This window comes from Nonomuraea sp. NPDC050663, assembly GCF_044456985.1.
Taxonomy (GTDB): domain Bacteria; phylum Actinomycetota; class Actinomycetes; order Streptosporangiales; family Streptosporangiaceae; genus Nonomuraea.
Window position 1 is genome coordinate 645899 of the sequence record NZ_JBITGL010000004.1, and the last position, 24581, is coordinate 670479.

Genomic DNA, 24581 nt, shown 5'->3' on the forward strand with positions numbered 1-24581 from the left:
GGTGCTCGCCATGGACATCCGCGCCCTCAACCGCGCCACCCTCGAGCGTCAGCACCTCGTCCGCCGCTCCACCCTCTCCGCGCTCGAGATGGTCGAGCACCTGGCCGGGCTGCAGGCTCAGACCCCCCACACCTGGTACACGGGCCTGTGGAACCGCATCGAGGGCTTCCGCGCCGAGGAGGCCGCGCACCTGCTGGAGCAGCGGCAGGTCGTCCGCATCGCGTTGCAGCGCAGCACCATCCACCTGGTCACCGCCGACGACTGCCTGGCGATGCGGCCGCTGCTCGAGCCGCCGACCGGGCGCATGACGCGCAGCACCTTCGGCAAGAGGGTCGCCGGCGTCGACCTGACCGAGCTGGAGGCGGTGGGCAGGGCCCTGGTGGAGGAACGCCCGATGACCTTCGCCGAGCTGGGCAGGGCGCTGGCCGAACACTGGCCCTCCGCCGACCCGCACGCCCTGGGCCAGCACGTGCGCTGGCTGGTGCCGCTGGTCCAGGTGCCGCCGCGCGGCGTGTGGGGCAAGAGCGGCCCGATCGCGCACACCAGCGCCGAGTCGTGGATCGGGCGCGAGGTGGAGCCCATGACCCCCGCCGAGCTGATCCGCCGCTACCTGGCCGCCTTCGGCCCCGCGACGGTCAAGGACGTGCAGACGTGGTCGGGGCTGACCCGGCTGCGCGAGGTCGTCGCCACGATGGACCTCAAGCGCCACGGCGACCTCTACGACCTGCCCGACGCGCCGCTGCCCGACCCGGAGACGCCGGTGCCGGTCCGGCTCATGTACGACTTCGACAACCTGTTCCTCTCCCATGCCGACCGCACACGCTTCATCACGCCCAAGGCCCTGGAGGTCTCGGGCGCGTTCGTGAAGGCCAACGTGATGTGGCGGCTGATCCTTGTCGACGGGTTCACCGCGGGCGACTGGACCCTCGACAAGGGCACGCTCACCATCCATCAGTGGGAACCGTTCGCGGACGACGATCTCGAGGCCGCTATCGTCGAGGCCCGTAAGCTCCTGGCGTTCCTCGCGCCGGGCGACGAGCACGAGATCGTCACCACCCTCGGACCCTCAAAGGCTTGATGATGCTCCTTACCTTCGGCGAGACCATGGCGCTGTTCGTCGCCCGCCGCACCGGCCCCCTGCGCTTCGCCCGCGACTTCGACCTGGGGGTGGGCGGCGCCGAGTCGAACGTGGCCATCGGCGTGACCCGGCTGGGCGGCCGGGCGACCTGGATCGGGCGCGTCGGCGCCGACGAGTTCGGCGACCTGGTCAGGACCACGCTGCTCGGCGAGGGCGTCGAGACGGTCGCGATCCCCGACGAGGACGCGCCCACCGGGCTGATGATCAAGGGCCGCCGCACCGCCGACCTCATCGACGTGCGCTACTACCGCTCCGGCAGCGCGGGCTCGCGGATCGGGCCCGGCGACCTCGACGCCGAACTCATCCGCTCCGCGAAGGTGCTGCACGTCTCGGCGATCACCCCGGCGCTGTCGCCGAGCGCGCGCGAAGCCGTACGGCACGCCGTCACGCTCGCCCGGTCGGCCGGCGTGCTGGTCTCGCTCGACGTGAACTACCGGCGCCGGTTGTGGTCGCCAGAGGACGCGGGGGCGTGGCTGCGCGGGATCGTCGACCAGGTCGACGTGATCTTCGCCACCGAGGAGGAGGCCGCGCTGATCACCGACGAGCCGGAGAAGCTGCCGGTGCCGCACGTGGTGCTGAAGTTCGGCGCCAAGGGCGCGCTGGAGCGCTCCGAGGGCGTCACCCGCTTCGCCGAGCCGTACAGGGTGACCGAGGTCGACCCGGTCGGCGCGGGCGACGCCTTCGCGGCGGGCTGGCTGGCCGAGTGGATGGCCGGCGGCGACGCCGACCGGCGGCTGCGTACGGCATGCGCCGCCGGGGCGTTCGCGGTCACCTCGCAGGGCGACTGGGAGAGCCTGCCGCGCCGCGCCGACCTGGCCCTGCTTGAGCCCGGCGGGGGCGACGTCAGCCGATGACCTCGCGGTAGAGCTTCTCGTAGCCGCGGGCCATCGCCGGGACGCTGAACAGGCTCTCCACGCGTTCCCTGCACGCCCGCGGGTCGAGCCCGCCCGCCGCCTCCACGGCCTCGGCCAGGCCCTCCTCCGACTCCAGCACGAACCCGGTCACCCCGTCCTCCACGACCTCGGGCGCCGCGCCCCTCCGCAGCGTCACCACGGGCGTGCCGCAGGCCATCGCCTCCACCATGACCAGGCCGAACGGCTCCTCCCACTGGATCGGGAAGAGCAGGCAGCGGGCGCGGGCCAGCAGGTCACGCTTACGTTCGGCGTCGGCCTCGCCGATGTACTCGGCACCGTCGCCCAGCAGCGGCTCGACCTCCCGCTCGAAGTAGTCGCGCTCGAACTGCTCCGTGAGCTTCCCTGCCAGCACGATCTTCCTACCGGCTCTCCTGGCCGCCTCGACCGCCTGGTGGGCGCCCTTCTCCGGGCTGAAGCGGCCCAGCCAGAGCACCCAGTCCTCCTTCTTGTCCGCCAGCGGGAAGCTGTCGACGTGGATGCCGTTGTGGACGACTCCCGCCCAGTTCAGCTCCGGCATGCGGGCACGCTGGGCGTGGGAGATGGCCGCCAGGCTGACGCTCTGGCCCAGGCCGCGGTAGTACTCGCCCAGCTCGCCCTCGGTCGGTCCGTGCACGGTCAGCAGGGTCGGCGCGTCGCGGCCCTCCGCGGTGAGCGGCCCCGCGAGGGTGTTGTCGTGGACGATGTCGGGCCGCAGTTCGGCGATCTCCTGCGCGGCGGTGGCGGCGTGCAGCACCTCGGGCATCGGCTCGCCGATCCGTTCCGAGGGCGCCTCCGGATAGGTCGCCACGAAGCGGGCGGGCGTGTCGGCCTCGCCTGCGCCGATCAGGGTGACGCGGTGGCCGAGCCGTACGAGCTCACCCGCCAGGTCGGTGACCATGGCCTCGATGCCGCCGTAGCCGTCGGGGGGCAGCTCGTACCAGGGAGGCGCGAGTATCGCCACACGGAGCGGGGGTAGTGATTGCATTTCCGCCCACTACCCGAGGGAGCTCGAAAAGTGTCTACGTTCGTGACGTTGGTGGAAGGGGACTCCTTCGCGGTCTCGGAACGCAACGGCGACATCGTTCCCGGCGCCGCCCAGGGCGTCTTCCACGCCGACACGAGGCTGATCTCCCGGTGGGAGCTGCGCGTCGACGACGGGCCGGTGGAGCCGCTGCGGGTCGTCGAGCACGCGCCGTTCCACGCCAGCTTCCTGGGGCGCGCCCGCCCGCGTCCCGGGCAGCCGGAGAGCACGCTGCTGGTGGTGCGCGACAGGTACGTGGGAGGCGGGCTGCGCGAGGACCTGACGTTGCGCAACCTGTCGGACGAGCCCGTCGGCTGCCTGGTCAGCGTGCACGTCGGCTCCGACATGGCCGACCTGTTCGAGGTCAAGGGCGCCGGGCCGGTCACGCACGTGGCCGACGTGGAGACCGTGGTGACCTCCGACGGGCTGCTCATCTCCGCCGGCAGCCGCGGGCGCGGCACCCGGGTCGTGGCGGGCGAGTCCGTCGTGGCCGCGCAGGGGCGGCTGACCTTCCGTGTGGCCATACCCGCGCGGACCAGCTGGGAGGTCGTGCTCCAGGTCAACCCGATCGTCGGCGGCGAGGAGACGAGCGCCTGGTTCGCCGCCCACCAGCCGGTCGAGCAGGCACAGCCGTCCGTGCGCCGGGCCGACTGGGCCAGGCTCAGCCCCGTCGTCGAGACCCCGCACCGGGTCCTGGCCCGCACCCTGCAACGTTCGCGCGACGACCTCGGCTCGCTGCGGCTGCTCGACGGCGCCGTCGCGGCCGGCGCACCGTGGTTCATGACGTTGTTCGGCCGCGACTCGCTGCTGACCGCGTGGATGGCGCTGCCGCTCGACCAGTCGCTCGCGGTCGGGACGCTGCGCCGCCTGGCCGAGCTGCAGGGCGTCGAGGACGACCCGCTCACCGAGGAGGAACCGGGCAAGATCCTGCACGAGCTGCGGCACGGCGTGTTGTCGCTGGGCGGCAACGCCGGCGCTTACTACGGCTCGGTCGACGCCACGCCGCTGTTCGTCATGCTCGTCGGCGAGCTGGCCCGCTGGGACGTGCCGGTCGAGGAGTTCCTGCCCGCCGCCGACCGGGCGCTGGAGTGGATCGTCAAGCACGCCGACCCGTTCCTGTCGTACCGGCGCCGCACCGACCAGGGGCTGGCCAACCAGGGCTGGAAGGACTCCTTCGACGGGGTGAACTTCGCCGACGGCACGCTCGCCCGGCCGCCCATCGCCCTGGCCGAGGTCCAGGGTTACGTCTACGCCGCCTACCGGGCGCGCGCCAGGTTCGGCGACGCCTCGGAGTGGAACGAGCGCGCGGAACGGATCCGCGCGGCCTTCGAGGAGCGGTTCTGGCTGCCCGACCGCGGCTACTACGCCGTGGCCCTGGACGGCTCCGGCCGCCCGGTCGACGGCCTGGCCTCCAACATGGGCCACTGCCTGTGGAGCGGGATCGTGTCCGAGGAGCGGGCCGAGCTCGTCGCCGAGCGCCTGCTCTCGCGCGAGATGTTCAGCGGCTACGGGGTGCGCACCCTGGCCTCGGGCATGGGCGCCTACAACCCGATGAGCTACCACAACGGCTCGATCTGGCCGCACGACAACGCCCTGGTCGCGGCCGGTCTCATGAGGTACGGCTTCGCGGCGGAGGCCCAGCGCGTGGCGCTCGGGCTGCTGGAGGCGGCCGAGGCCTTCGACGGCCGGCTGCCCGAGCTGTTCTGCGGCTTCGACCGCGAGGAGTTCGGCGTGCCCGTGCCCTATCCCACCTCGTGCTCGCCCCAGGCGTGGGCGGCCGCCGCACCGATCCAGCTGCTCAGGACGCTCCTGCGCCTGGAGCCCGCGCCCGCGGGCATCGAGGTCGACCCGGCGCTGCCCGAAGGGTTCGCGCCGCTGCGGATGACAGGATTGCCGGTCGGGACTTACCGCGCCGACGTCGATGTCCCCGATAATTAGGGCATGGCGGAGATCACCGGCACGGACGGCACGTGGACCTTCAACGGGGAGATCCTGCGGATCGTGCCGGGGAGCGACGCCAAGGTGCACGAGATCCGCAAGGCGCTCGGCGACCGGTCGATCCCCCTGGAGGCGATCGCGGGCGCGGCCTTCGAGGCGGGGCGCAAGGGCGGCCACCTGCGGCTGCGGCTGCGCAAGGGCGCCGATCCCGTCTACGACGCCGCCGCCGGAGGGCTGACCGCTCCCGCCGACCCGTACCGGCTGTCGGTGCCCAAGGACCGCGTCGGCGCGGCGGAGTACTTCGCCGACGAGCTGCGCGACCTGCTGCAGGTCTACCAGGTGCCGTCCGGGCCGTGCGAGAGCTGGCTGCTGCCCGCGCCCGACGTGCCCGTCTCCGCGACCGCGGGCGACGCCGCGGTCAGCTTCGACGGCGAGCGGGTCAGGCTGGAATGGACGTGGCTGGCCGCCTCCGGCAAGGAGGCGGCGGGCAACCAGGAGTTCCGCCTGGCCGACGTCGTCGGCGTCGAGTGGAAGCCGCTGTCCGGCGTGGGCTACGGCAGCCTGCGTTTCCGCCTGAAGGACGAGGGCCCGCCCAAGCGGCCCGACAAGGACCTGCACTGCGTCTCGTGGGGCGTGCAGCGCTTCGGCGGCACGACCGTGCTGGTGGCGGCTGCGGTGCTGCCCATGCTGAGCCGTCCGGCGGCCGAGCTGCCCGCGGCGCCGTCGGAGGCCGACCAGGACGCCCTGCTGCGCCGTCTGGCCGAGCTGGGCGAGCTCCACAAGGCGGGCGTGCTCACCGAGGAGGAGTTCTCGGCGGCCAAGCAGGCCCTCTTGAGACGCCTCTGACCTGCTTTGGGAAGCCTTTCCTTCGTTGCGGATCATGCTTTAATCGACATAGTGTCATAAAACTATGAGCGAATGGCATCACCACCATCGAGACGTGACCGGCGGCTGGCTCCGCCCCGCCGTGTTCGGCGCCATGGACGGCCTCGTCTCCAACTTCGCCCTCATCAGCGGCGTCGTCGGAGGCGGAGCGTCGTCGACCGTGGTGATCGTCACAGGCCTGGCCGGACTGGTCGCCGGCGCCTGCTCGATGGCCGTCGGCGAATACACCTCCGTCGCCTCCCAGACCGAGCTGACCCGCGCCGAGATCGAGGTGGAGAAGGCCGAGCTGATCCGCAACCCCGAGGGCGAACTGGCCGAGCTGACCGCGCTCTACCGCACCCGCGGCGTCGACGCGGAGACCTCCGAGAAGGTCGCCAGGCAGATCACCGCCCAACCCGAACTGGCGTGGCGGGTGCACGTCCGCGAGGAACTCGGCGTCGACCCCGACGACCTGCCCTCGCCGTACGTGGCCGCCCTGTCGTCGTTCGCCGCCTTCTCCGTCGGCGCCGCCGTACCCGTCCTGCCGTTCCTGCTCGGCGCCTCCGGCCTCATCGCGGCGGCGGTGGTCAGCGTGCTCGGGCTGCTCGTCCTGGGCGGCGTGGTCGCCAGGCTCACCGCGCGGCCCTGGTGGACCGGAGCCCTGCGCCAGCTCGCCCTCGGGGCGTTCGCGGCGGCCGTCACCTTCGGCATCGGCAGCCTCGTGGGAAGCACTTTGACGTGACGCGATGAGTTTGGCGCTCCGGCCCGGTCTGTACCTGAGTACGGCCATCGCCAACTCTTCAGTGAGGAACCATGAGCGCCAACGCACTCCCGCCCGTCGTCGACGCCGGCACCTGGAAGCGCGAACTCGACGCCCTGCGCGTCCGCGAGAAGGCCGCGACCAGGGAGCTGGACGCCATCGCCGCCCAGCGCCGCCGCCTGCCGATGGTGCGGATGCCCGACTACGTCCTCGAAGGCGAGCAGGGGCCGGTCAAGCTGGCCGACATCTTCGAGGGCAAGCGGCAGCTGATCGTCTACAACCACATGTGGTTCCCGGGCAAGGAGTGGCAGTGCCCGGGATGCACCGGATTCACCTCGCAGTACACGCGGCTGGAGTTCCTCGACAACTACGACGCGCGGTTCGTCATCGTCACCCAGGGGCCCATCGACGAGGCGCTCGCCTACAAGCGGCGGGTGGGGAACCGCATGACCTGGTACTCGACGGCCGGCAGCCCCTTCGGCGCCGACGTCGACGCCCCGCCGGACGCCGGGTTCGCGGTCAACGTGTTCCTGCGGGACGGGGACGACGTCTACCGGACGTGGCACACGAACGGGAGGGGGACCGAGCAGCTCAGCCACTCGTTCCCGCTGATCGACCTGCTGCCCTACGGGCGGCAGGAGGAGTGGCAGGACTCCCCGGAGGGCTGGCCCAAGTCGCCGACGTACAGCGGGTGGGCGGGGTCGAAGGACATCGCCGCGCTGTACGGCGAGGACGCCGGCTAGCCGCCCCGGCCTCGCCGCCACGCGTTCGCCACCTGCCGCCCCGGCCGCCCGCCTCCCGGGCAGCCCGGGCCTCGCGTCCACCCCCGCCCACCCGGGCGCCCTTCGTCCCCGGGTGGGCCGTTAGAGTCGCCCTGAGGGAAGAAACGGGGAGGCGACGTGGACGTTGACGTGATTGTGATCGGCGCGGGCCCGGCGGGCGAGAACGTCGCCGGCCGGGTCGTGCGAGGCGGCCTCACCTGCGCGGTCGTCGAAGACCACCTGGCGGGAGGCGAGTGCTCCTACTACGCCTGCATCCCCAGCAAGGCCCTGCTGCGCCCGATGGAGCTGGCCGACGAGGTCAGCCGGGTGCCCGGCCTGCCCGCGACCGAGCCCGTCGACGTGGCCGCCGTCCTGGCGCGCCGCGACGAGGCGGTCTCCAACCTCGACGACTCCGGCCAGGTCGAGTGGATCACCAAGCTGCCCGCCGAGTTCGTCCGCGGCCGCGGCACGGTCGTCGAGCCCAAGGTCGTGGAGGTGACGGGCCCGGACGGCGAGGTCACCAGGCTCACCGCCCGCCACGCCGTCGTCGTGGCGACCGGCAGCGTCCCCGTCGTCCCGCCGGTGCCCGGCCTGGCCGAGGCGCGCCCCTGGGGCAGCCGCGAGGCGACCACCGTCAAGCAGGTCCCGCGCCGCCTCGTCGTGATCGGCGGCGGCGTGGTCGCCTGCGAGATGGCGCAGGCGCTGCACTTCCTGGGCGCCGGCGAGGTCACCATGCTGGTGCGCGACGACCGGCTGCTGGGCCGCGTCGAGCCGTTCGCGGGCGAGCTCCTCGCCGAGTCGCTGCGCTCGGCCGGCATCGACGTGCGATTCGGCGCCTCCGCCGAACGCGTCGAGCGTACGGCGGAGCAGGTCGTGGTGCACCTGGCCGGCGGCGGCACGATCGAGGCCGACGAGATCCTCGTCGCCACCGGCCGTCACCCCGCGCTCGACGGCCTGGGCGTCGACAGCGCCGACGTCGACGACAGCATGCGGGTCAAGGGCAGCGACTGGCTGTACGCCGTGGGCGACGTCAACGGCCGCAGCCTGCTCACCCACATGGGCAAGTACCAGGCCAGGGTCTGCGGCGACGTCATCGTCGCCCGCGCGAAGGGCGAGCCCGACGACGGACCGGCGCTGCGGGCCACCGCCCCGGTCCCGCAGGTGGTCTTCACCGATCCGCAGATCTGCTCGGTCGGCCGCACCGAGGAGGCCGCGCGAGCCGACGGCTTCGACATCCGCGTGGTGGAGTACGACCTGGGTGACGTGTCCGGCGCCTACCTGCTGGGCGACGGCTACAAGGGCAGGGCCAAGGCGATCGTCGACGAGCGGCGCAAGGTGCTGCTCGGCGTCACGTTCGCCGGTCCCGGCGTGGCCGAGCTGCTGCACGCCGCCACGATCGCGGTGACCGCCGAGGTGCCGCTCGAGGTGCTCTGGCACGCCGTCCCCGCCTTCCCCACGGTGAGCGAGGTGTGGCTGCGGCTGCTGGAGGAGTACGGGCTCTAGAAGAAGTCCTGCAGCTCGCGGGCGGCCAGCGCCATGTCGCCCGCGACGCCGCAGTCGAGGAGGCGCACGAACAGGTCCTCCCCTGTGGCGGCGCGCTGGCGGATGATCTCCGCCCTGGCCAGCATGCGGGCGCGCACCTCCTGCACGATCGCCTCCGGCCGGCCGCGGTAGCCGTACTCTCGCAGGAACATGTGCAGGCGGCGGGGCCGTCCCGCGAAGTCGTCGAAGCCCTCGCCCGCGGCCACGTGCCTGGCGTGCATGGGCACCCAGCACATGGCGGTCCAGGCCAGATCGGAGAAGACGGTGGCGGGTCCGGCGAAGTCCCAGTCGAAGAAGCCGGTCAGGCGTCCTTCGTCCCAGGCGGCGTTGTAGGGGCTCGCGTCGTTGTGGCCGATGATCAGCCCGGGAGACCACTGGTCGCCGCAGCGCCAGACGGCGTCGCCCGGCGGCACGAAGTCGCGCACCGCGACGTGGTAGTCGCGCAGCCACCACGCCACCTGGCGCAGGATGTCGTCGGTGCGGGTCCAGCCCGGCCACACCTGCCGGCTGCCCATGGTCTCGCCGTCGAGGAAGGTGAGCTGCTCGCGGCCCTCGCCGTCGAAGCCCAGCACGCGCGGCGCTCCGGGGAACCGTTTGCGCTCCAGGTGCCGCAACAACGCGTGGACCGCCGGGGTCCACGGTCCGGGTCTGCGCACGACCGCCGTGCCCACGCGCATCGCGCCCCGATCGTTGCCGCCGTCCAGGAGGATCCCCACGCCGTTGCTCACTCACGCCAGCATGAGATCGGGTAAGCGTAATGTCCAGAGACAGTGATGTGGCCCCTGGGCCTGGTCTTGCACACACGCCAACACTAGAACTACGTTCGGTCTCATGGAGTCAGCACGACAGGCCTGGCGACGCCTCGAACCAGTGCACGGCATGATCTACTTCGTCCCCGAAGCCGGGCTGCGATGGTCCGAACTCGGGCTGAAGGGCATGGCCGGCTACTTCGCCTCGCGCGGCGCCGCCTTCGGCCGCGCCTCCGCCGACCTGGTCATCGCCACCTTCTACAACTTCTGCCCCGACCTGGTACGGCAGGCGCTGCCGCAGGCCTGGGAGGTGGTCACCCCCGAGCGGATGCTGGCCGCCCGGGTCGAGGCCGCGGGCGCCGCACTGCGTCGGGCGGGACTCCACGAGCTGCCGGGACTCGACGAAACCCTGGAACTGGCCAGGCGGGCGGCACTCGCGGCCTGCGAACACCCGCAGGGACGGCCCCTGTTCGCCGCCCACGCCGCGCTGCCCTGGCCCGACGAGCCGATCGAACGGCTGTGGCACGCGCAGACCCTGCTGAGGGAGTTCCGCGGCGACGGGCACGTGGCCATGCTGCTGGCCGAGGGCGTCGGCGGGCTGGAGGCGCTGGTGCTCCACGCGGCGAGCGGCGACGTGCCGGTCGCCTTCCTCAAGATCAGCCGGGCATGGCCCGAGGAGGAGTGGGCGGCCGCCGAGGAGCGACTGCGCTCGCGGGGCCTGCTCGACGGCGACGGACTGAGCGCCGAGGGCGCGGCCCTGCGGCAGCACATCGAGGCCCGCACGGACGCGCTGGCACTGCCCGCCTACGCGGCGCTCGGCGAGGACGGGTGCGCGCGCCTGGCCGAACTCGCCCGCCCCTTCGGCCGCGGCGTGGTCAACGCGGGTCTCCTCAGCCTGGGCTGATCAACTGGCCGCCCGCCCCTCTTCAACCGCCCCCCGTCCTGCCGTATGTTCGGGTCCCGTGACTGCCATCCGCCGCCTCGACCCGTCCGAGCTCCCCGCCTGCAAGCGCCTCGAAGAGGACCGCGGGTGGGACACCGACCCCGCCAAGTGGCGGCTGATGTTCGCCCACGGCGAGGTCCATGCCATCGACGCCGACGACGGTGACGGTTTGGCGGGCTGCGTGGTCCTCACCCACTACGGCGACGATCTGACCGCCGTCGGCATGATGCTGGTCGCCGACCGCTACGGCAGGCGGGGCCTGGGCAGCACCCTGATGCGCCACGCCCTGGAGCAGACGGGCAAGCGGTCGGTGGAGCTGACCGCCACCCGCTTCGGCCGCCCCGTCTACGAGCGCCTCGGTTTCCGCCCCACCGGCACGCTCACGATCCACCACGGCTCCCTGCCCGACCTGCCCACACCGTCGGCTCGCCCGGCTACCCCCGGCGACCACGAGCGCATCCTGCGCCTCGACCACCGCACCGCCGGCGCCGACCGGAGCGCCGTCCTCACCCACCTGCTGACGGTCGCCGAGCAGACGGTGGTGGCAGACGACGGTTTCGCGATCGCCTGGAACGCCGGAAGCCATCGCGTGATCGGTCCGGTGGTCGCGCCCTCGGAGGAGGTGGCGCGTGACCTGGTCGTGGCCGCCGCCCGCGGCGCCGACCGCCCGCTGCGTCTCGATGTGCTGAGCGGCTTTCCTGACCTGCGCGCTTGGATCGTCGACAACGGCATGGCGGGTGGCGAGAACGAGCTGCCGACGATGATCCACGGCGCCGACGCGGTCGGGGGCGACAGGGCACGCTATGTCGCCCCTATCCTGATCTCCATGGGGTAGCCGGGGCGGCTCCCTAGACTTCCTATCGGGGAACAGGAGTACGTTGACCCACCCCCTTTCGCGGCGCACGTTCCTCGGTGCGTCCGGCGGTCTGGCGACCGCGCTCGCGACACCCGCCTCGGTGTCCGCTTCAGCTTCCCCGCCTGCGTCCGCGTCCCGGTTACGCAAGCCGAACATCGTGGTCATCCTGGCCGACGACCTCGGTCACGGCCAGCTCGGCGGCTACGGCCAGCGGACGATCCGTACCCCCTCCCTCGACCGGCTGGCCGCCGAGGGTGTGCGCTTCACCGGCGCCTACGGCGGTGCGCCCGTCTGCGCGCCCTCGCGGGCGGCGATGCTGACCGGCAGGCACACCGGCCACGGCATGGTCCGCGAGAACCCGGCGCCCGGCCTGCCGCAGTCGTCGCTCACCGACCTCACGTTCGCGGAGCTGGCCCGATCGGCCGGTTACCGCACGGCCTGCATCGGCAAGTGGGGCTTCGGCCCCGACACACCGGGGCAGGAGTCGCACCCCCTCCAGCGCGGTTTCGACCGGTTCGAGGGTTATCTGACCCACCGCAAGGCGCACCGCTACCGGCCAACCCAGTTGTGGAGCGGCACCCGCCGTGTGCCGATGAAGCGGGTCTACGCGCCCGACCTGTTCGCCGAGCAGGCGGTGGAGTTCATCAGGTCGGCGAGACACTCGCCCTTCCTCCTCTACTTCGCCACCAACCTGCCGCACGCCCCCAGCACCGTGCCCGACCTGGGCCGATATCGCGATCACCCGTGGAGCGAGGCCAATCGCGGCCACGCCGCGCAGATCACCCGGCTCGACCGCCACGTCAAGGCGATCATGGCGGCGCTGCACGAGAGCGGCGTGGCCGACCACACGCTGGTGCTGTTCGCCTCCGACAACGGCGCCCACGAGGAGAAGGGCGTCGACCCCGAGCTCTTCCGCGCCGGTGGCGGGCTGCGGGGATACAAGCGCAACCTGTACGAAGGCGGCATCCGGGTGCCGCTGATCGCCTGGTCGCCGTCGATCGTCGCCCGCCCAGGCACGACGGTGAGCGAGCCGGTCGCGCTCTGGGACCTGCCCGCGACCGTCGCCGACCTGACGGGCTCGACGCTGCCCGCCGGCACCGACAGCCGGTCGCTGCTGCCCGCCCTCACCGGTTCTGGCAAGGTCGGGCACGACTTCCTCTACTGGTACAGGCGGGAGTGGTACACCACCCGCCGTGCCAACGCCGCCGAGTACGGCCGCGGCAAGCGGGTCGCCGAGGCCGTACGGCGGGGCAGGTGGAAGGCGGTGCGGTTCGCTCCCGGCGTCGACCGTGAGGCGCCAGACTCCGAGTGGGAGGTCGAGCTCTACAACCTGGCCACCGACCCGGGCGAGCGGCGCGACCTGGCCTACGAGCGCTCCGATCTCGCGGACGAGCTGGTCGGCCTGATGCGGGATTCGTGGATGTCCCACCCGTCCGTTTAGCCGCTCACCCGAGACGACGGTGGCGGACCGCTGGGCTCACATCAGCGCGGTCAGCTGTGCCGTCTGCTGCGCCACCAGCACGGCCAGGAGCACCAGCACTCCGGCCAGCCCCGCCGCATGCTGCCTGCGCGGCAGGTACGCCAGGGCGGCCGCGACCGCGCCTCCGGTCAGCAGGCCGCCCAGGTGCCCCTGCCAGGAGGTGAAACCGGCGGAGATGACCATCCAGATCACGAAGAACATGAGCAGCCGGGTCGCGTCGTAGCCCAGCCGCCTGGCGAAGACGAAGTAGGCGGCGGCCAGGCCGAAGACCGCACCCGAGGCGCCGACCGCCGGCTGCTCCGGGTCGACGAGGTAGCCCAGGACCGAGCCGCCGATCGCCGACAGCAGGTAGAGGGCGGTGTAGCGCCAGGCGCCCAGGGCCTGCTCCACCACGCGCCCGAGCGTCCAGATCCAGTAGACGTTGAGCACCATGTGCAGCAGGGACTGGGCGGCGCCCTGGCTGAGCGGCAGGTGCAGGAAGGCCGAGGTCACCAGCCGTTCGTACTGGCCGGCGGCGATGCCCACCGCATCCATGTCCTGGTCGGGGTCGTACTGGTAGGACTGGCCGTCCACGTCGAGCATGCCGATGCCGAGGCTGTCGAACCTGTCGTTCAGCCACGGCCACAGCAGGTCGGCGACGTAGACGGCCACGATGATCCCGATGAGGACGTAGGTGACCACCGGCTGTGCTCCGGCCCTGCCGCCGAAGACCGTCCGGGCCTGCCGTACCGTCTTGTTGCCCTCGCGCACGCACTCGACGCACTGGTGGCCGACGGCCGCGTCGCGCATGCAGTCCGGGCAGATGTGGCGGTCACAACGAGTGCACCTGACGTAGGTCTCGGTCTTGGGATGCCGGTAGCAAGCCGGGGTCACCTGCTCATTCACTGGGGCACCTTATTGAGTGATTTATCTCCCTTGCAACGCCTTCACGTTGTCGCCGAAGGTCCAGTTCTTCGAACCGTCCCAGTTGATCGACCACGTCATCAGGCCCTTGAGCTGCCCTCCGAAGGAGTTCCACGCCTGGCTGACCAGCGACGGCGACATGTGGCCGCCACCCGCTCCCGGCTGGGCGGGCAGGCCGGGGACCTGCTTGTCGTACGGCACGCGGATCGTGGTGCCCTGGATGACCAGCCCGGTGTTGAGGCAGGTGGTCTGCGCCACGAAGCCCTGGACGGTGCCCGCCGAGTAGGAGTCACCGCTGCAGCCGTACATCGAGCCGTTGTAGTACTGCATGTTCAGCCACCACAGCCGCCCGTTGTCGGCGTACTTCTTGATGATCGGCAGGTAGGCGCCCCAGATCGAGCCGTAGACGACGCTGCCGCCGGTGACGTAGGCGGTCTCGGGCGCCATGGTGAGGCCGAAGTTCGACGGCATCTGCGCCAGCACGCCGTCGATGATGCGGATCAGGTTCGCCTGCGACGCCGACAGCGTGTTGATGTTGCCGCTGCCGGTGAGCCCGGTCTCGATGTCGATGTCGATGCCGTCGAAGTTGTAGCGCTTGAGGATCGGCACGACGGTGGCGATGAAGCGGTCGGCGACGGTGCTGGAGCTCAGGTCGATGCCCGCAGTGGCGCCGCCGATCGACATGAGGATGGTGGCGCCCGCCGCCTTGGCCGCGCACATCTCGGCCGGGGTGGAGACCTTGACGGTGGCGTCCATGCCGTCCTCCCACAGCACGGTGCCGTCGGAGCGGATGACGGGGAAGGCGGCGTTGATCACGTTGTAGCCGTGCTGCTGGATGCGGGCGTCGGTGATCGGGGTCCAGCCGAACGGCGGGTGCACGCCGTTGATGGCGCCGTCCCAGTTCTCCCAGTAGCCCTGCAGGACCTTGCCCGCGGGCTTGCTCTTGACGGCGCAGGTGTCGGGGCCGGTCGGGGTGATGGTGGGCGTGGGGCTGACGGTGGGGCTGATCGTGGGGCTGGCCGTCGGGCTGGCGGTCACGGTGGGGCTGGCGGTCGGGCTGGAGGTGACCGTGGGGCTCGGGCTGGGGCCGCCGGGGCCGTCGAGGCTGACGTCGTCGGCGTGGTAGGTGCCCTGGCCGTACCAGCCGTGCAGGTAGACCTCGGCGGTGTTCTGGCTCGCGCCGGTGGTGAAGGTGAAGCTGAGCTGGCTGTAGGAGGCCGAGCTGGTCCAGCGGGAGGTGGCGCCGGTGACGCCCAGGTAGACGTAGTTGCCGCGCACCCAGGCCGACACCGTGTAGGTGGTGCTGGGGCGCACGCTGACGGTCTGGGCGCACCGGGCGTTGTCGGAGCCGCTGGCCGCCCCGGCCAGGGCCCCGGTGCCCGAGCGCACCGGGGTGGTGACGACCGAGCCGAGGCCGCAGGACCAGGGCGAGAGGCTTCCGGTTTCGAAGCCGGGGTTGGACAGGAGGTTCGCGGCCTGGGCGGAGTTCTGGGCCAGGACCACGGCGGTCAGGGCCAGTAACACCGAGATGGCCAGGGCCAGCGGACGGAATGGTCGTTTCATGGGGGGTGGACCCTTCCTTGTTTATTTACAAGAAAGTTTCCTAACCATTCCGCCGTTTGTCCATGGCTCAGAAGTACGTGGGATACAGGTCCTTGGTGGGCCAGCTCGTCACCTTGCGGTAGGCCTCCCAGAGCACCGGGTCGATGACGTCGAAGTCGGGCGAGCCCTCCTCCTCGCGCCGGTTGAACAACACGCACCACGTGACGCCCGCCGACTGGCGCACCAGCAGCGTGAAGGTGCCCGGCATGGAACCGTCGTGCCAGGTGTTGAGCCCCGTGCCCGCCGGGCGCACCGACCAGCCGCAGCCGAACCAGGAGCCGTAGGAGTTGACCCCGGTCTCCGGCTTGGCGAACGCCCGGGTGCGCGAGGTCGCGTTGAGCACCGGGCTGGTGGAGTCGAAGGCGCTCGCCCAGCGCACCATGTCGACGGCCGAGGCGATCCAGCCGCCGTTGGCGTCGTGGTTGGCCATGTTGAACCCGCCGTGCGGATAGGGCACGGTGGCCCCCGAGCCGTTGAGCACCGTCTTGGCGGTCAGCGCCGACTTGTAGACGACCTCGGTCCTGGGCATCTCCTCCCGGAGCGTGGCGCCCAGGCGCATGCGGGTGATGCCGAGCGGCTCCAGCAGCGTCGACCGCACGTACGACTCGTAGCTCTGCCCCGTGACCTTCTCGATGATCCGGCCGAGCAGAAGGTAGCCGTAGTTGGCGTAGGCGACCTTGGTGCCGGGGTCGAAGTCGAGCGGGCGGGCGGTGACGTACTTGATGATGTCGGCGTGGCTGACCGGCAGCCCGGTGCCGAGCGAGGCGGCGACGGTGTGGTCGTTCCACACCGGATCGCGGGTGACCGTGCGGTCCCAGCCGCCGGTGTGCTGCATGAGCCGCCACAACGTCACCTTCTCCAGGCGCGGGTCGGCGGCGGACGAGAGGCCCAGCAAGGTCGTCACGGGGGCGGTGAGGCTGAGCTTGCCGTCCTGGGCCAGGCGCAGGATCGCGGCGGCGGTGATGCTCTTGGACAGGCTGGCGACGCGGAACAGGGAGGTGGGCTGCACGCGGGCGTACCACCGGTAAGGGCGGGTGAAGGAGTACATGCCGTACCCCCTGGCGAGCAGGAGCTTGCCGTTCTTGGCGACGGCCAGCTGCCCGCAGCTGATGGCGCGCTCGCTCATGTAGTTCTGGACTGCCTGGTCGAAGGGGGCGAGCTGGGAGGGAAGGGTCCCGGTCGCCGGTAGAGCGGCGGCTGTGGCGGGACGGGCGCCGAGCGCGACGGCGGGGACCGCCGCCGCGCCGGCCATCAGCAGGCTCCTGCGACTCACGTTGATCATGACCGTGAATCTTACGGACTTTTACCGGCTGACGGGATTTTGCTCGCGTTCGTCCTCTTCGACCAGGAATCCACCGGACTGGTGGTGCCACAACCGCGCGTACGAGCCGTCCGCCTCCAGCAGCTCGGCGTGCGTGCCCTGCTCCACGATGCGCCCCTGGTCGAGCACGACCAGCCGGTCCATGCTGACCACCGTGCTCAGCCGGTGTGCCACCACGAGCGCGGTCCTGTCGCGCATCAGCCGCCACAGGGCCTCCTGCACGAGGATCTCGCTCTCGGAGTCGAGCGCGCTCGTCGCCTCGTCGAGCAGCAGGATCGGGGCGTCACGCAGGATGGCGCGGGCCAGGGCGACCCGCTGGCGCTGGCCGCCGGAGAGCTTGACGCCGCGCTCGCCGACCAGGGTGTCGAAGCCGTCGGGCAGCGCCTCGGCGAACTCGGTGACGTGCGCCGCCTGCGCCGCCTGCCGTACCTCGGCGTCGGTGGCGCCCGGCCGGGCGAAGGCGATGTTCTCGCGCAGCGTGCGGTGGAACATCGCCGGGTCCTGCGGCACGTAGGCGATCAGGCTGCGCAGGTCGGCCTGGCGCAGCCGGGCGATGTCCTGGCCGCCGACGAGGATCCGGCCGCCGTCGACGTCCATCAGCCGCAGCAGCAGCCGCGTCAGCGTGCTCTTGCCGCCGCCGGACCGGCCCACCAGCCCGATCCTGGTCCCGCCCGGGATGTCGAGGTCCAGCGCCTCGAACAGGGGCTCGTTGCCCTGATGCGCGAAGGTCACGCGCTCGAATCGCACCCCGCTGCCGGCCGGGCGCAGCGGCGCCGGGCTGGGCGGGTCCACCACGACGGGCGGGACCAGCAGCAGCTCGGTGAACTGGGCGCCCTCGGTGAGCACGCTCTCCAGCCGGCGGTAGATCTGGTTGAACTCGAACATGATGCCGGTCGCGTTCATGTAGTACGTGAACGTGACCACGATCGCCTCGATGCCCAGCCCGCCGCGCAGCATCGCCGCGAGCAGCAGGCCGATCGTGCTGGTCAGCACGGACAGCGGGGCGACGGCCATGTCGACCCGCAGGTTGCTGTAGTCCCACGAGCGCAGCGTCAGCTTCTGCTGCTCGGCCAGGCGCACCCGGTGCTCGGCCAGCTCGCGCCGCTCGGCAGCGAAGGCCCGCACGGTGTCCATGTTGGACAGCACGTCGGCCACGTGGCCCGACACCCGCACCTTGGCCGCCTCCCGCGCGTCGACCAGCGCCTGGCGGCGGCGGATCAGCGGAGCGGCGACGAGGGCGGTGAAGGCGATCAGCCCGAGCAGCACGAAGACGAGGATCGGGTCGTACTGCCACAACACCACCGAGGCGAAGGCCAGCGGCACCACCTTGGCGATGATCTGGAAGGCGAGCAGGTCGCCGAACTCCTCGAACCCGGAGGAGAAGTTCAGCACCCGCTTGGTCAGCGACCCGGCGAAGTTGTCGTGGAAGAACGCCGCGTCCTTGGCGAGCAGTTCGTCCATGCCCTGCGCGCCGAGCCGCTCGATGCCCCGGGAGTCGAGGCGGTTGAGGAAGTGCAGCCCGACCCGCCACAACGCCTCACCGGCGAGCATCAGCCCGCCGAAGGCCAGGACGTACGGCAGGAGCGCGCCGACGGTGCTCTCACCGTTTCCGGCGACGTGCCCCACGAGCGCGGCCACGGCCAGCGGCGGCAGGTAGAACAGGCAGATGTTGCCCAGCGCGGGCGAGACCAGCGCGGCCGCTCCCACGCGCCACTGCCTGCGCAGTTCCTGACTGTAGTAGCGGAGCGTCAGAAGGACGGCGGATCTTCGGTTCTCCATCCCACCCCCTTGGATCGGCGAAACCAACCTCGCCATGGTGACCTCGGGGGTACGGCAGGAGCGAACGGTTTTCCGTCCAGCGGTATCCGGCGCTCAGCCGCTCTGGCAGCGCGGGCACCAGAACAGGTTGCGCGTGGCGAGCACGGCCGTGCGGATCTCGGTGCCGCACACGTGACACGGCTGCCCGGCCCGGCGGTAGACGTACACCTCGCCGCCGTGGTCGTCGACCCGCGGCGGGCGCCCCATCGCCTCGGGGGTGTGCTCGGGCCGCACGGTGTCGATGCGGTTGAGCCGCACGCCCTCGGCCATCAGCTCGACCAGGTCACGCCAGATCGACTCCCACTCGGCGGGCGAGACCCGCTCCCCCGGCTTGTCAGGGTCGATGCCGTGGCGGAACAGCACCTCGGCGCGGTAGACGTTGCCCACGCCCGCGATCACCTTCTGGTCCATGAGCAGCGCCGCGATGGGCAGCCTGCTGCGCCGTACGCGGCGGAAGGCGAGCCAGGGTTCGGCGTCGTCGCGCAGTGGATCAGGCCCGAGCCTGGCCAGCAGCGGGGCGCGGTCGTCGAGCAGCTCGCACGCCGTCGCCCCGCGCAGGTCGGCGATCCTGGTGCGGTGCGTGATGCGCAGGCGCACGGTGTCGTCGTTGGGCGCCCGCGTGAAGTCGAGCCTGCCGAACAGGCCGAGGTGCACGTGGATGTAGCGCGGGCCGAAGTGCAGGAACAGGTGCTTGCCGTAGGCGTCGGCGTCGGTCATCACCGAGCGGTCGAGCAGGGCGGCGCCGTCGCTGAACTTGCCCTGCGGGCTGCTGACCCGCACGCCCCTGCCGACGAACCGGGCACGGAACTCGGCCGCCAGCCGGTGGATCGTGTGCCCCTCTGGCAAAGGCCTCTCCCAACTCCGCGCTGTCTCCTCTCGGTTATAGCCGATGGCGGCGGCACTTTCGTCCCGGTGCCGCCGCCGTCGGAGCGGGCTCAGTAACCGTGCCCGCGCAGCCACCGCAGGCAGTCGTCGGTCCAGTGCAGCCCGGTGCCGCGGGCCAGGCCGAGCGCGTGCGGTCCCTCCTGGTAGAGGTGGAGCTCGTAGGGAAGGCCGTGCTCGTGGAGCACCCGCGCGTAGGCGAGCGTGTTGCCCGCCGACACCTCGGGGTCGTCGAGCGTGTGCCACAGGAAGCACGGCGGCGTCGAGTCGTCGACCAGCAGCTCGCCCGAGAACCTGGCCTGCAGGTCCTTGTCGTCGGCCTGCGCGCCGAGGAAGTTGCCCCTGGTCTCGTGGTGGGCGAGCGGATCGCTCAGGGAGATGACCGGATAGCAGAGCACGCCGAGTCCCGGCCGGGTCTCGCGCCGCTCGTCGCCGGGGCCGGTGACGCCCGCGAGCATCATCGCGGCCAGGTGCCCGCCCGCCGAGGTGCCGATCACGCCGATGCGCGTGGGGTCGATCCCCCAGCCGCCGGCGTGGCGGAGGGCCAGGTCCAGGGCGCGCCAGGCGTCGGCCAGGACGGCGGGGTGGCGGTAGCCCGCCGAGCCCAGCCGGAAGTGCACGACGATGCCGGCGATGCCGGCGTCGGCGAGCCACTCCGCGTACTGGATGCCGGACTTGTCGGACAGGAAGGTGTAGGCCCCGCCCGGCAGCAACAACATGGCCGCGCCGCCCGCGCGCTCGGGCGCCGGCAGATGCACGTCGAGGAAGGGGATGTCGTCGGCCCCGTCCCCGTGCGCGTGCGGCGGGCGGCCCAGCCACAGGTTCACCTTCATTCCGCTTGCCCCCTCACGTGCACGGCCTGGCCGCGCTCGACGTCGATCACGAACTCGCCCTCGCCCCAGACGGCCGCCGGGTCGACGGCCGGCGGCCGCTCCCGCAGGGCGTTCCTGGTACGTTCCAGGCCGTCCAGGAGCCAGTCGTACCGGTCGGCGTGCACACCCTGGCGGGTGAGGAAGTCGGCGAGCGTACGGCGGTAGCAGCCCATGATCTCCTCGTGGTGCTCCGCGATCAGCTCCTCCGCCAGCCGTTCCGCCAGGTCGAGCCGCTCGTCGTGTCCGGCACGGCGGATGCGCACCACCGCGGCCTCCGAGAACCACCTGGCCTCCACCTGCGCGGCCCTGCCGGGGAAGAACACCTCCAGCAGCCCTTCGCGGACGAGCAGGCGCGCCCTCGGGTCCTCGTGGGCGTAGAAGCGCAGGGCGTTCTGGAAGATCCAGCGCAGGGGGAACAGCAGGCGCTCGGGGAAGATCGTCCGTTCGAAGGCGGCGTCGTCGTAGCCGCGCACCTCGGCCTCGATGTCGGTCTGGATGCGCGTCATGTGCACGTACAGGCCGCTGGCGCGCTCGATGGCCGAGTCGCGGGTCTGGCCGTAGAACACCGGCTGACCCTTCATCAGGTTCCTGGCCATCTTGATCAGCCGGTCGATCTCCGTCTCCGCGTAGGCGCTCGCGGGGCCGAGCCGTACGGTGCAGCCGGTGGCCTGCAGGACGCGGCCGGTCTGGTAGTCGCTGCCGGTCACGATGCGCAGGCCCGGCCTGCGCAACTGGTGCTGGCCCCCGATGGCGAACGCCCAGGTCCTGATGGCCTTGAGCGCGTCGCTGGTGTCGGGGTAGACCATCGCCTCCGGCACGCCCATGCCGTCGAACAACCAGGTCAGGAAGATGTCGTGGCCCACGACGGCGTGCCAGCGCCACTTCTCGTCGCGGCGCACGCCGCCGTTCTCGAGGAAGACCAGCGCGGCGTCCCATCCGGAGACGGGCGCCTCCGCCAGCACGATCGTGCGGTCGTCGAGAACGTGGGCGAGCCGGCCCGCCGGGTCGCGCACCGTGCCGAAGCGGCGGCCGTGCTTGTCGGTCGCGGGCATCGGCACCCGCACCACCGCGCCGGCTGCGGTGGTCAGCTCCATCTCGTCGCCCACGGCCCTGCGCCGCCACCGCGGCAGCCGGTCGAAGGCCAGCAGGCCGGACAGGTCGACGTCGATCTCCGTGATCGTGCTCCTGTCGGCCAGGCAGGCCAGTTCGTCGGGAGAGGCGGCCTGGTAGCCGTCGAACAGGCGCAGCGCCGCCGTCGCCTTGTAGGCGAGGAACGGCATGACGGCGTCCACGTCCTGGTCGTCGTGGAAGACGCGCAGCACCTCGCGCAGCACGTGCGGGTGGTAGACCGTGTCGCCGTCGGACAGCGCGATCACGGCGTCCTGCAGCCGGCTCCAGTCTCCGTCGGTCTCGCACATGCGCAGCACGGTCGCGATGGAGGTGTCGACGCCGAGCCTGGCGGCGTGACCGGCGCCGGGACGGGTCTGGTTCAGGTAGACGACGCGGGCCGGTCCCCTGTTGTGGTCGATGATGGCCTTGACGATCTGGTCGGAGCCGTCGGTGGAGTTGTTGTCGACGGCGACGATCACCACCCTTCCCAGGTCCACGCCCTGCTGGTTGAGCAGCGAGCGGAAGGTGTCGGCGATGTGCGGCGCCTCGTCCATGAACTTGACCACGACGAACACGTCGCGGCCTTCGCGGGCCAGGATCTCCGCGTCGGGGAGCGGACCGCACTCGTCCGCGCCGAAGTGGGCCTCCCGGCCGTCGAGGAAGCCCTCGACGACGCGGCGCTGGAGGTCGAAGACCTTGTCGCCCTCCTCGCGGGCGCGCAGGACCTCCCGGGCGAGCAGGATCTGCTCGGCACGCAGATCGTCCACGTCCGAGCTCATGTGCAGAGCCAGCAGAGGACTGCCCAGGGTGACCTCCGCCGGCTCGGATCTCCTGCGGTGGGTCCACTCGTGGTGGAACAGCGTCGATCGTGCATCTGGGGTCACGGATTCTCCCAACGGCGGTGCGGGGCGGTCTGCCGCTCACACACGGGGTCGAAGGAACGCTGCGAGCCGTCGGCATCCCTCGGTCAGGGTCGGCTCGTCGTAGTGCACGAAACACAGCCGCATGCAGTGGGCCGAGCCACCGCCGGTGGAGAAGAGGCTGCCCGGCCGGTAGGCCAGGCCCGCCTTCTCGGCCTCGGGAAGCAGTGCGGCGCAATCGAGGTGCTCGGGAAGCGGCAGCCAGATGTAGTAGCCGCCGTCGGGCGGGACGAAGCGCAGGCTCGGGGGAAGCGTGTCGGACAGCGCCTGGATCATGTGCCTGCGAAGCGCGTGGTAGTGGTCGCTGAGCTCGTCGAGGAAGCGGTCCTGCAGGCCCAGCGCCAGGGCGCTCTCCATGATCGCTCCGGTGACCGGGGAGGCGCCGCCCGCGCTGTGCAGCTCGCCGTCCTGCAGCAGCCGCGTCAGGAGGCGGGGATCGGCGTGCACCCAGCCGAGCCGTACCCCGGGGGCGAAGATCTTGGAGAAGGAGCCGAGGGAGAGCACCCTGTCGCCGCCGGCCGCGCGCAGCGGGGGCGTCACGTCGCCGAGCAGCTGGTAGACCTCGTCGGCGACGATCAGGAAGTCGTGACGTTCCGCGAGCTCGACCAGCCGCCGCCGGCGTTGCGGCGCCAGCGTCGTCCCCATCGGGTTGTTGAAGACCGGGACGGAGTACAGCAGCCGGGGGTGCTCGGTGGCCAGCAACGACTCCAGCGCCCCGACGTCGAGCCCGCCGCCGTCCATCGGGACGGGCAGCACGCGCACGCCCCGGTCGCGGATGATGTCCAGGGCGAAGAAGTACGTCGGGTCCTCGACGACGATCGTGTCGCCCGGCCTGGTGAAGCGGCTGAGGATCAGGTCGAGCCCGTGCGAGGCGCCGGAGGTCACGAGCAGCTCCCCCGGATCGACGTCGAGGCCGGAGCGGGCGGTCAGGAACCGCGCCATCTCGGCGCGCAGCGACTCCCAGCCCTGCTCGGGCGCGTATCCGAAGGCGCTGCGGTCCGGCAAGGCCAGACGGTGCTCCGCGGCCTTGCGGAAGTACTCCAGGGGCAGCACCGAGTTCTGCGGCTCGCCCTTGCCCAGATCGATGAGGCGGGTGGTGGTCACGTGTCCCCTTCCGCGGGCGCGAGCGTGTCCAGGCCGAGCCGCGCGAGGCTCGGCCGGCCTGACAGGGCCATGGCCAGATCGAGCTCGTCCTTCAGCAGGCGCAGGACCTCGCGTGCCCCGTGCTCTCCGGCGACGGCCAGCCCCCACAACACCGGGCGGCCGGTGAGGACCAGCCGGGCGCCGAGCGCGACCGCCTTGAGCACGTCGAGGCCGCGGCGCACGCCTCCGTCGAGGTAGACCTCGACGTCGCCGGCGGCGCCGTCGCACACCTCGGCGAGGGCGTCGAGCGTGGCGGGCGCGCCGTCGAGCTGGCGCCCGCCGTGGTTCGACACGATCACCGCGGCGGCGCCGGCCCCGCGGGCCAGCACGGCGTCCTCGGCGGTCATCACGCCCTTGATGACCAGCGGCAACCGGCTCGACTCCGCCAGCCGCCCGACCGCGTCCCACGTCAGGGCCGGGTCGAGCAGGTCACGCGTGGCGGCCGCGAGGTCGCGCCCACCACCGGGGAGGCCGCGCAGGTTCGCCGGTTCGACGTCGTCGGGCAGGACGAAGCCGTGCCGGATGTCGCGCTCGCGCCGCCCCATGAGCGGGGCGTCGCCGGTCAGGACCAGGGCCGTGCATCCGGCCGCCTCGGCCCGTGAGACGAGCTCGGCGGTCAGGCCCCGGTCGCGGAAGCAGTACAGCTGGAACCACACCCTGCCGGGCGCGGCCGCCGCGATCTCCTCGACGGTCTGGCTGGCGAACGTGCTCGCCACGGTGAGCAGGCCTTCGGCCGCCGCCGCGCGTGCCGTGCCGCTCTCGCCGTCGGGGTGGACGAGGCGGTGGTAGGCCATCGGGGCGACGGCGAGGGGAGCGGCCAGGTCGGTGCCGAGCACGCGGGTGCGGGTGTCGCGGTGGGCGACGTCCACGAGCACGCGGGGCCGTACGGCACGGCGGCGGAAGGCCGCGAGGTTGGCGGCCAGGGTCAGCTCGTCGCCCGCGCCGCCGTTGACGTAGTCCCAGACGTCGGGAGGCAGGGCGGCGCGGGCCGCGGCGGCGTAGTCGGCGGCGCAGGCGAGCGGGCGAGCGGTGGCCGCGATCCCGCGGCCCTGCTCGCGCAGCACG

The 24581-nt window shown here is 71.9% G+C and carries 21 protein-coding genes; 10 read left to right on the plus strand and 11 right to left on the minus strand.

The features are described 5' to 3' along the window. Positions 1–10 precede the first annotated feature (10 nt). Both ACIBH1_RS15845 and ACIBH1_RS15850 read left to right on the plus strand, forming a co-directional pair. Entirely contained in the window at positions 11–1078 is a 1068-nt protein-coding gene (locus tag ACIBH1_RS15845; protein ID WP_397314459.1) for a winged helix DNA-binding domain-containing protein, read from the plus strand. Then, positions 1078–1992 (plus strand): sugar kinase, encoded by a 915-nt coding sequence (locus tag ACIBH1_RS15850; protein WP_397314677.1) that lies wholly within the window; start codon positions 1078–1080, stop codon positions 1990–1992. Before ACIBH1_RS15845 ends, ACIBH1_RS15850 begins: the two co-directional genes overlap by 1 nt. Here ACIBH1_RS15850 and ACIBH1_RS15855 read toward each other — a convergent pair. Further along, positions 1982–2992, minus strand: coding sequence for a glycosyltransferase family 4 protein (locus ACIBH1_RS15855; RefSeq protein ID WP_397314460.1), 1011 nt, complete (start codon positions 2990–2992; stop codon positions 1982–1984). The genes ACIBH1_RS15850 and ACIBH1_RS15855 overlap by 11 nt on opposite strands. Before the next feature lie 54 nt (positions 2993–3046). Between ACIBH1_RS15855 and ACIBH1_RS15860 the strand changes: the two genes are divergently transcribed. From ACIBH1_RS15860 to ACIBH1_RS15880, 5 genes are all read left to right on the plus strand, one after another. Continuing rightward, positions 3047–4990 carry a glycogen debranching N-terminal domain-containing protein gene (locus ACIBH1_RS15860; RefSeq protein WP_397314461.1) on the plus strand — a complete coding sequence of 648 codons (1944 nt, stop codon included), beginning with the start codon at positions 3047–3049 and terminating at the stop codon, positions 4988–4990. Positions 4991–4993: 3 nt separating this feature from the next. Beyond that, positions 4994–5836, plus strand: coding sequence for a DUF4429 domain-containing protein (locus tag ACIBH1_RS15865; RefSeq protein ID WP_397314462.1), 843 nt, complete (start codon positions 4994–4996; stop codon positions 5834–5836). Positions 5837–5900: 64 nt separating this feature from the next. Further along, complete coding sequence (locus tag ACIBH1_RS15870; RefSeq protein WP_397314463.1) at positions 5901–6596, plus strand: VIT1/CCC1 transporter family protein; 696 nt, start codon at positions 5901–5903, stop codon at positions 6594–6596. Positions 6597–6667: 71 nt separating this feature from the next. Next, complete coding sequence (locus ACIBH1_RS15875; RefSeq protein ID WP_397314464.1) at positions 6668–7357, plus strand: DUF899 domain-containing protein; 690 nt, start codon at positions 6668–6670, stop codon at positions 7355–7357. A gap of 156 nt (positions 7358–7513) precedes the next feature. Then, positions 7514–8878, plus strand: a complete 1365-nt coding sequence (locus ACIBH1_RS15880) for a dihydrolipoyl dehydrogenase family protein (RefSeq protein ID WP_397314465.1) — start codon at positions 7514–7516, stop codon at positions 8876–8878. Here ACIBH1_RS15880 and ACIBH1_RS15885 read toward each other — a convergent pair. Next, positions 8875–9645 (minus strand): phosphotransferase, encoded by a 771-nt coding sequence (locus tag ACIBH1_RS15885; protein WP_397314466.1) that lies wholly within the window; start codon positions 9643–9645, stop codon positions 8875–8877. The genes ACIBH1_RS15880 and ACIBH1_RS15885 overlap by 4 nt on opposite strands. Before the next feature lie 103 nt (positions 9646–9748). Between ACIBH1_RS15885 and ACIBH1_RS15890 the strand changes: the two genes are divergently transcribed. The 3 genes from ACIBH1_RS15890 (at position 9749) to ACIBH1_RS15900 (ending at position 12906) form a co-directional block, all read left to right on the plus strand. After that, positions 9749–10570, plus strand: a complete 822-nt coding sequence (locus ACIBH1_RS15890; protein WP_397314467.1) for a hypothetical protein — start codon at positions 9749–9751, stop codon at positions 10568–10570. A 58-nt stretch (positions 10571–10628) separates the two neighbouring features. Next, positions 10629–11444, plus strand: coding sequence for a GNAT family N-acetyltransferase (locus ACIBH1_RS15895; RefSeq protein WP_397314468.1), 816 nt, complete (start codon positions 10629–10631; stop codon positions 11442–11444). Between the two features lie 178 nt (positions 11445–11622). Beyond that, positions 11623–12906 carry an arylsulfatase gene (locus ACIBH1_RS15900; RefSeq protein ID WP_397314469.1) on the plus strand — a complete coding sequence of 428 codons (1284 nt, stop codon included), beginning with the start codon at positions 11623–11625 and terminating at the stop codon, positions 12904–12906. A gap of 36 nt (positions 12907–12942) precedes the next feature. Here the strand turns inward: ACIBH1_RS15900 and ACIBH1_RS15905 are convergent, their stop codons facing one another. From ACIBH1_RS15905 to ACIBH1_RS15945, 9 genes are all read right to left on the minus strand, one after another. Beyond that, the gene (locus tag ACIBH1_RS15905) at positions 12943–13830 is read right to left on the minus strand and encodes a rhomboid family intramembrane serine protease (RefSeq protein WP_397314470.1); all 888 of its coding nucleotides are present in this window, start codon (positions 13828–13830) and stop codon (positions 12943–12945) included. Between the two features lie 21 nt (positions 13831–13851). Beyond that, complete coding sequence (locus tag ACIBH1_RS15910; RefSeq protein ID WP_397314471.1) at positions 13852–15411, minus strand: glycosyl hydrolase family 18 protein; 1560 nt, start codon at positions 15409–15411, stop codon at positions 13852–13854. 67 nt (positions 15412–15478) lie between these two features. Continuing rightward, complete coding sequence (locus ACIBH1_RS15915; RefSeq protein ID WP_397314472.1) at positions 15479–16732, minus strand: serine hydrolase domain-containing protein; 1254 nt, start codon at positions 16730–16732, stop codon at positions 15479–15481. 21 nt (positions 16733–16753) lie between these two features. Further along, positions 16754–18550, minus strand: a complete 1797-nt coding sequence (locus tag ACIBH1_RS15920; RefSeq protein WP_397314473.1) for an ABC transporter ATP-binding protein — start codon at positions 18548–18550, stop codon at positions 16754–16756. Positions 18551–18643: 93 nt separating this feature from the next. Continuing rightward, complete coding sequence (locus tag ACIBH1_RS15925) at positions 18644–19435, minus strand: Fpg/Nei family DNA glycosylase (RefSeq protein WP_397314474.1); 792 nt, start codon at positions 19433–19435, stop codon at positions 18644–18646. A gap of 89 nt (positions 19436–19524) precedes the next feature. Then, a complete protein-coding gene (locus ACIBH1_RS15930; protein WP_397314475.1) occupies positions 19525–20304 on the minus strand; it encodes an alpha/beta hydrolase in 780 nt (259 codons plus the stop codon). Further along, entirely contained in the window at positions 20301–22337 is a 2037-nt protein-coding gene (locus ACIBH1_RS15935; RefSeq protein ID WP_397314476.1) for a glycosyltransferase family A protein, read from the minus strand. Before ACIBH1_RS15935 ends, ACIBH1_RS15930 begins: the two co-directional genes overlap by 4 nt. A 36-nt stretch (positions 22338–22373) precedes the next feature. Further along, positions 22374–23477, minus strand: a complete 1104-nt coding sequence (locus ACIBH1_RS15940) for a PLP-dependent aminotransferase family protein (protein ID WP_397314477.1) — start codon at positions 23475–23477, stop codon at positions 22374–22376. Beyond that, a complete protein-coding gene (locus ACIBH1_RS15945) occupies positions 23474–24580 on the minus strand; it encodes an alpha-hydroxy acid oxidase (RefSeq protein WP_397314478.1) in 1107 nt (368 codons plus the stop codon). Before ACIBH1_RS15945 ends, ACIBH1_RS15940 begins: the two co-directional genes overlap by 4 nt. Position 24581: the final 1 nt, after the last annotated feature.

What these genes read in the sequence shown, in the direction of transcription:
- ACIBH1_RS15845 (WP_397314459.1), top strand. Translation starts at nt 11, where the DNA reads ATGGACATCCGCGCCCTCAACCGCGCCACCCTCGAGCGTCAGCACCTC.
- ACIBH1_RS15850 (WP_397314677.1), top strand. Translation starts at nt 1,078, where the DNA reads ATGATGCTCCTTACCTTCGGCGAGACCATGGCGCTGTTCGTCGCCCGC.
- ACIBH1_RS15865 (WP_397314462.1), top strand. Translation starts at nt 4,994, where the DNA reads ATGGCGGAGATCACCGGCACGGACGGCACGTGGACCTTCAACGGGGAG.
- ACIBH1_RS15870 (WP_397314463.1), top strand. Translation starts at nt 5,901, where the DNA reads ATGAGCGAATGGCATCACCACCATCGAGACGTGACCGGCGGCTGGCTC.
- ACIBH1_RS15875 (WP_397314464.1), top strand. Translation starts at nt 6,668, where the DNA reads ATGAGCGCCAACGCACTCCCGCCCGTCGTCGACGCCGGCACCTGGAAG.
- ACIBH1_RS15890 (WP_397314467.1), top strand. Translation starts at nt 9,749, where the DNA reads ATGGAGTCAGCACGACAGGCCTGGCGACGCCTCGAACCAGTGCACGGC.
- ACIBH1_RS15910 (WP_397314471.1), bottom strand. Translation starts at nt 15,411, where the DNA reads ATGAAACGACCATTCCGTCCGCTGGCCCTGGCCATCTCGGTGTTACTG.
- ACIBH1_RS15915 (WP_397314472.1), bottom strand. Translation starts at nt 16,732, where the DNA reads ATGATCAACGTGAGTCGCAGGAGCCTGCTGATGGCCGGCGCGGCGGCG.
- ACIBH1_RS15920 (WP_397314473.1), bottom strand. Translation starts at nt 18,550, where the DNA reads ATGGAGAACCGAAGATCCGCCGTCCTTCTGACGCTCCGCTACTACAGT.
- ACIBH1_RS15930 (WP_397314475.1), bottom strand. Translation starts at nt 20,304, where the DNA reads ATGAAGGTGAACCTGTGGCTGGGCCGCCCGCCGCACGCGCACGGGGAC.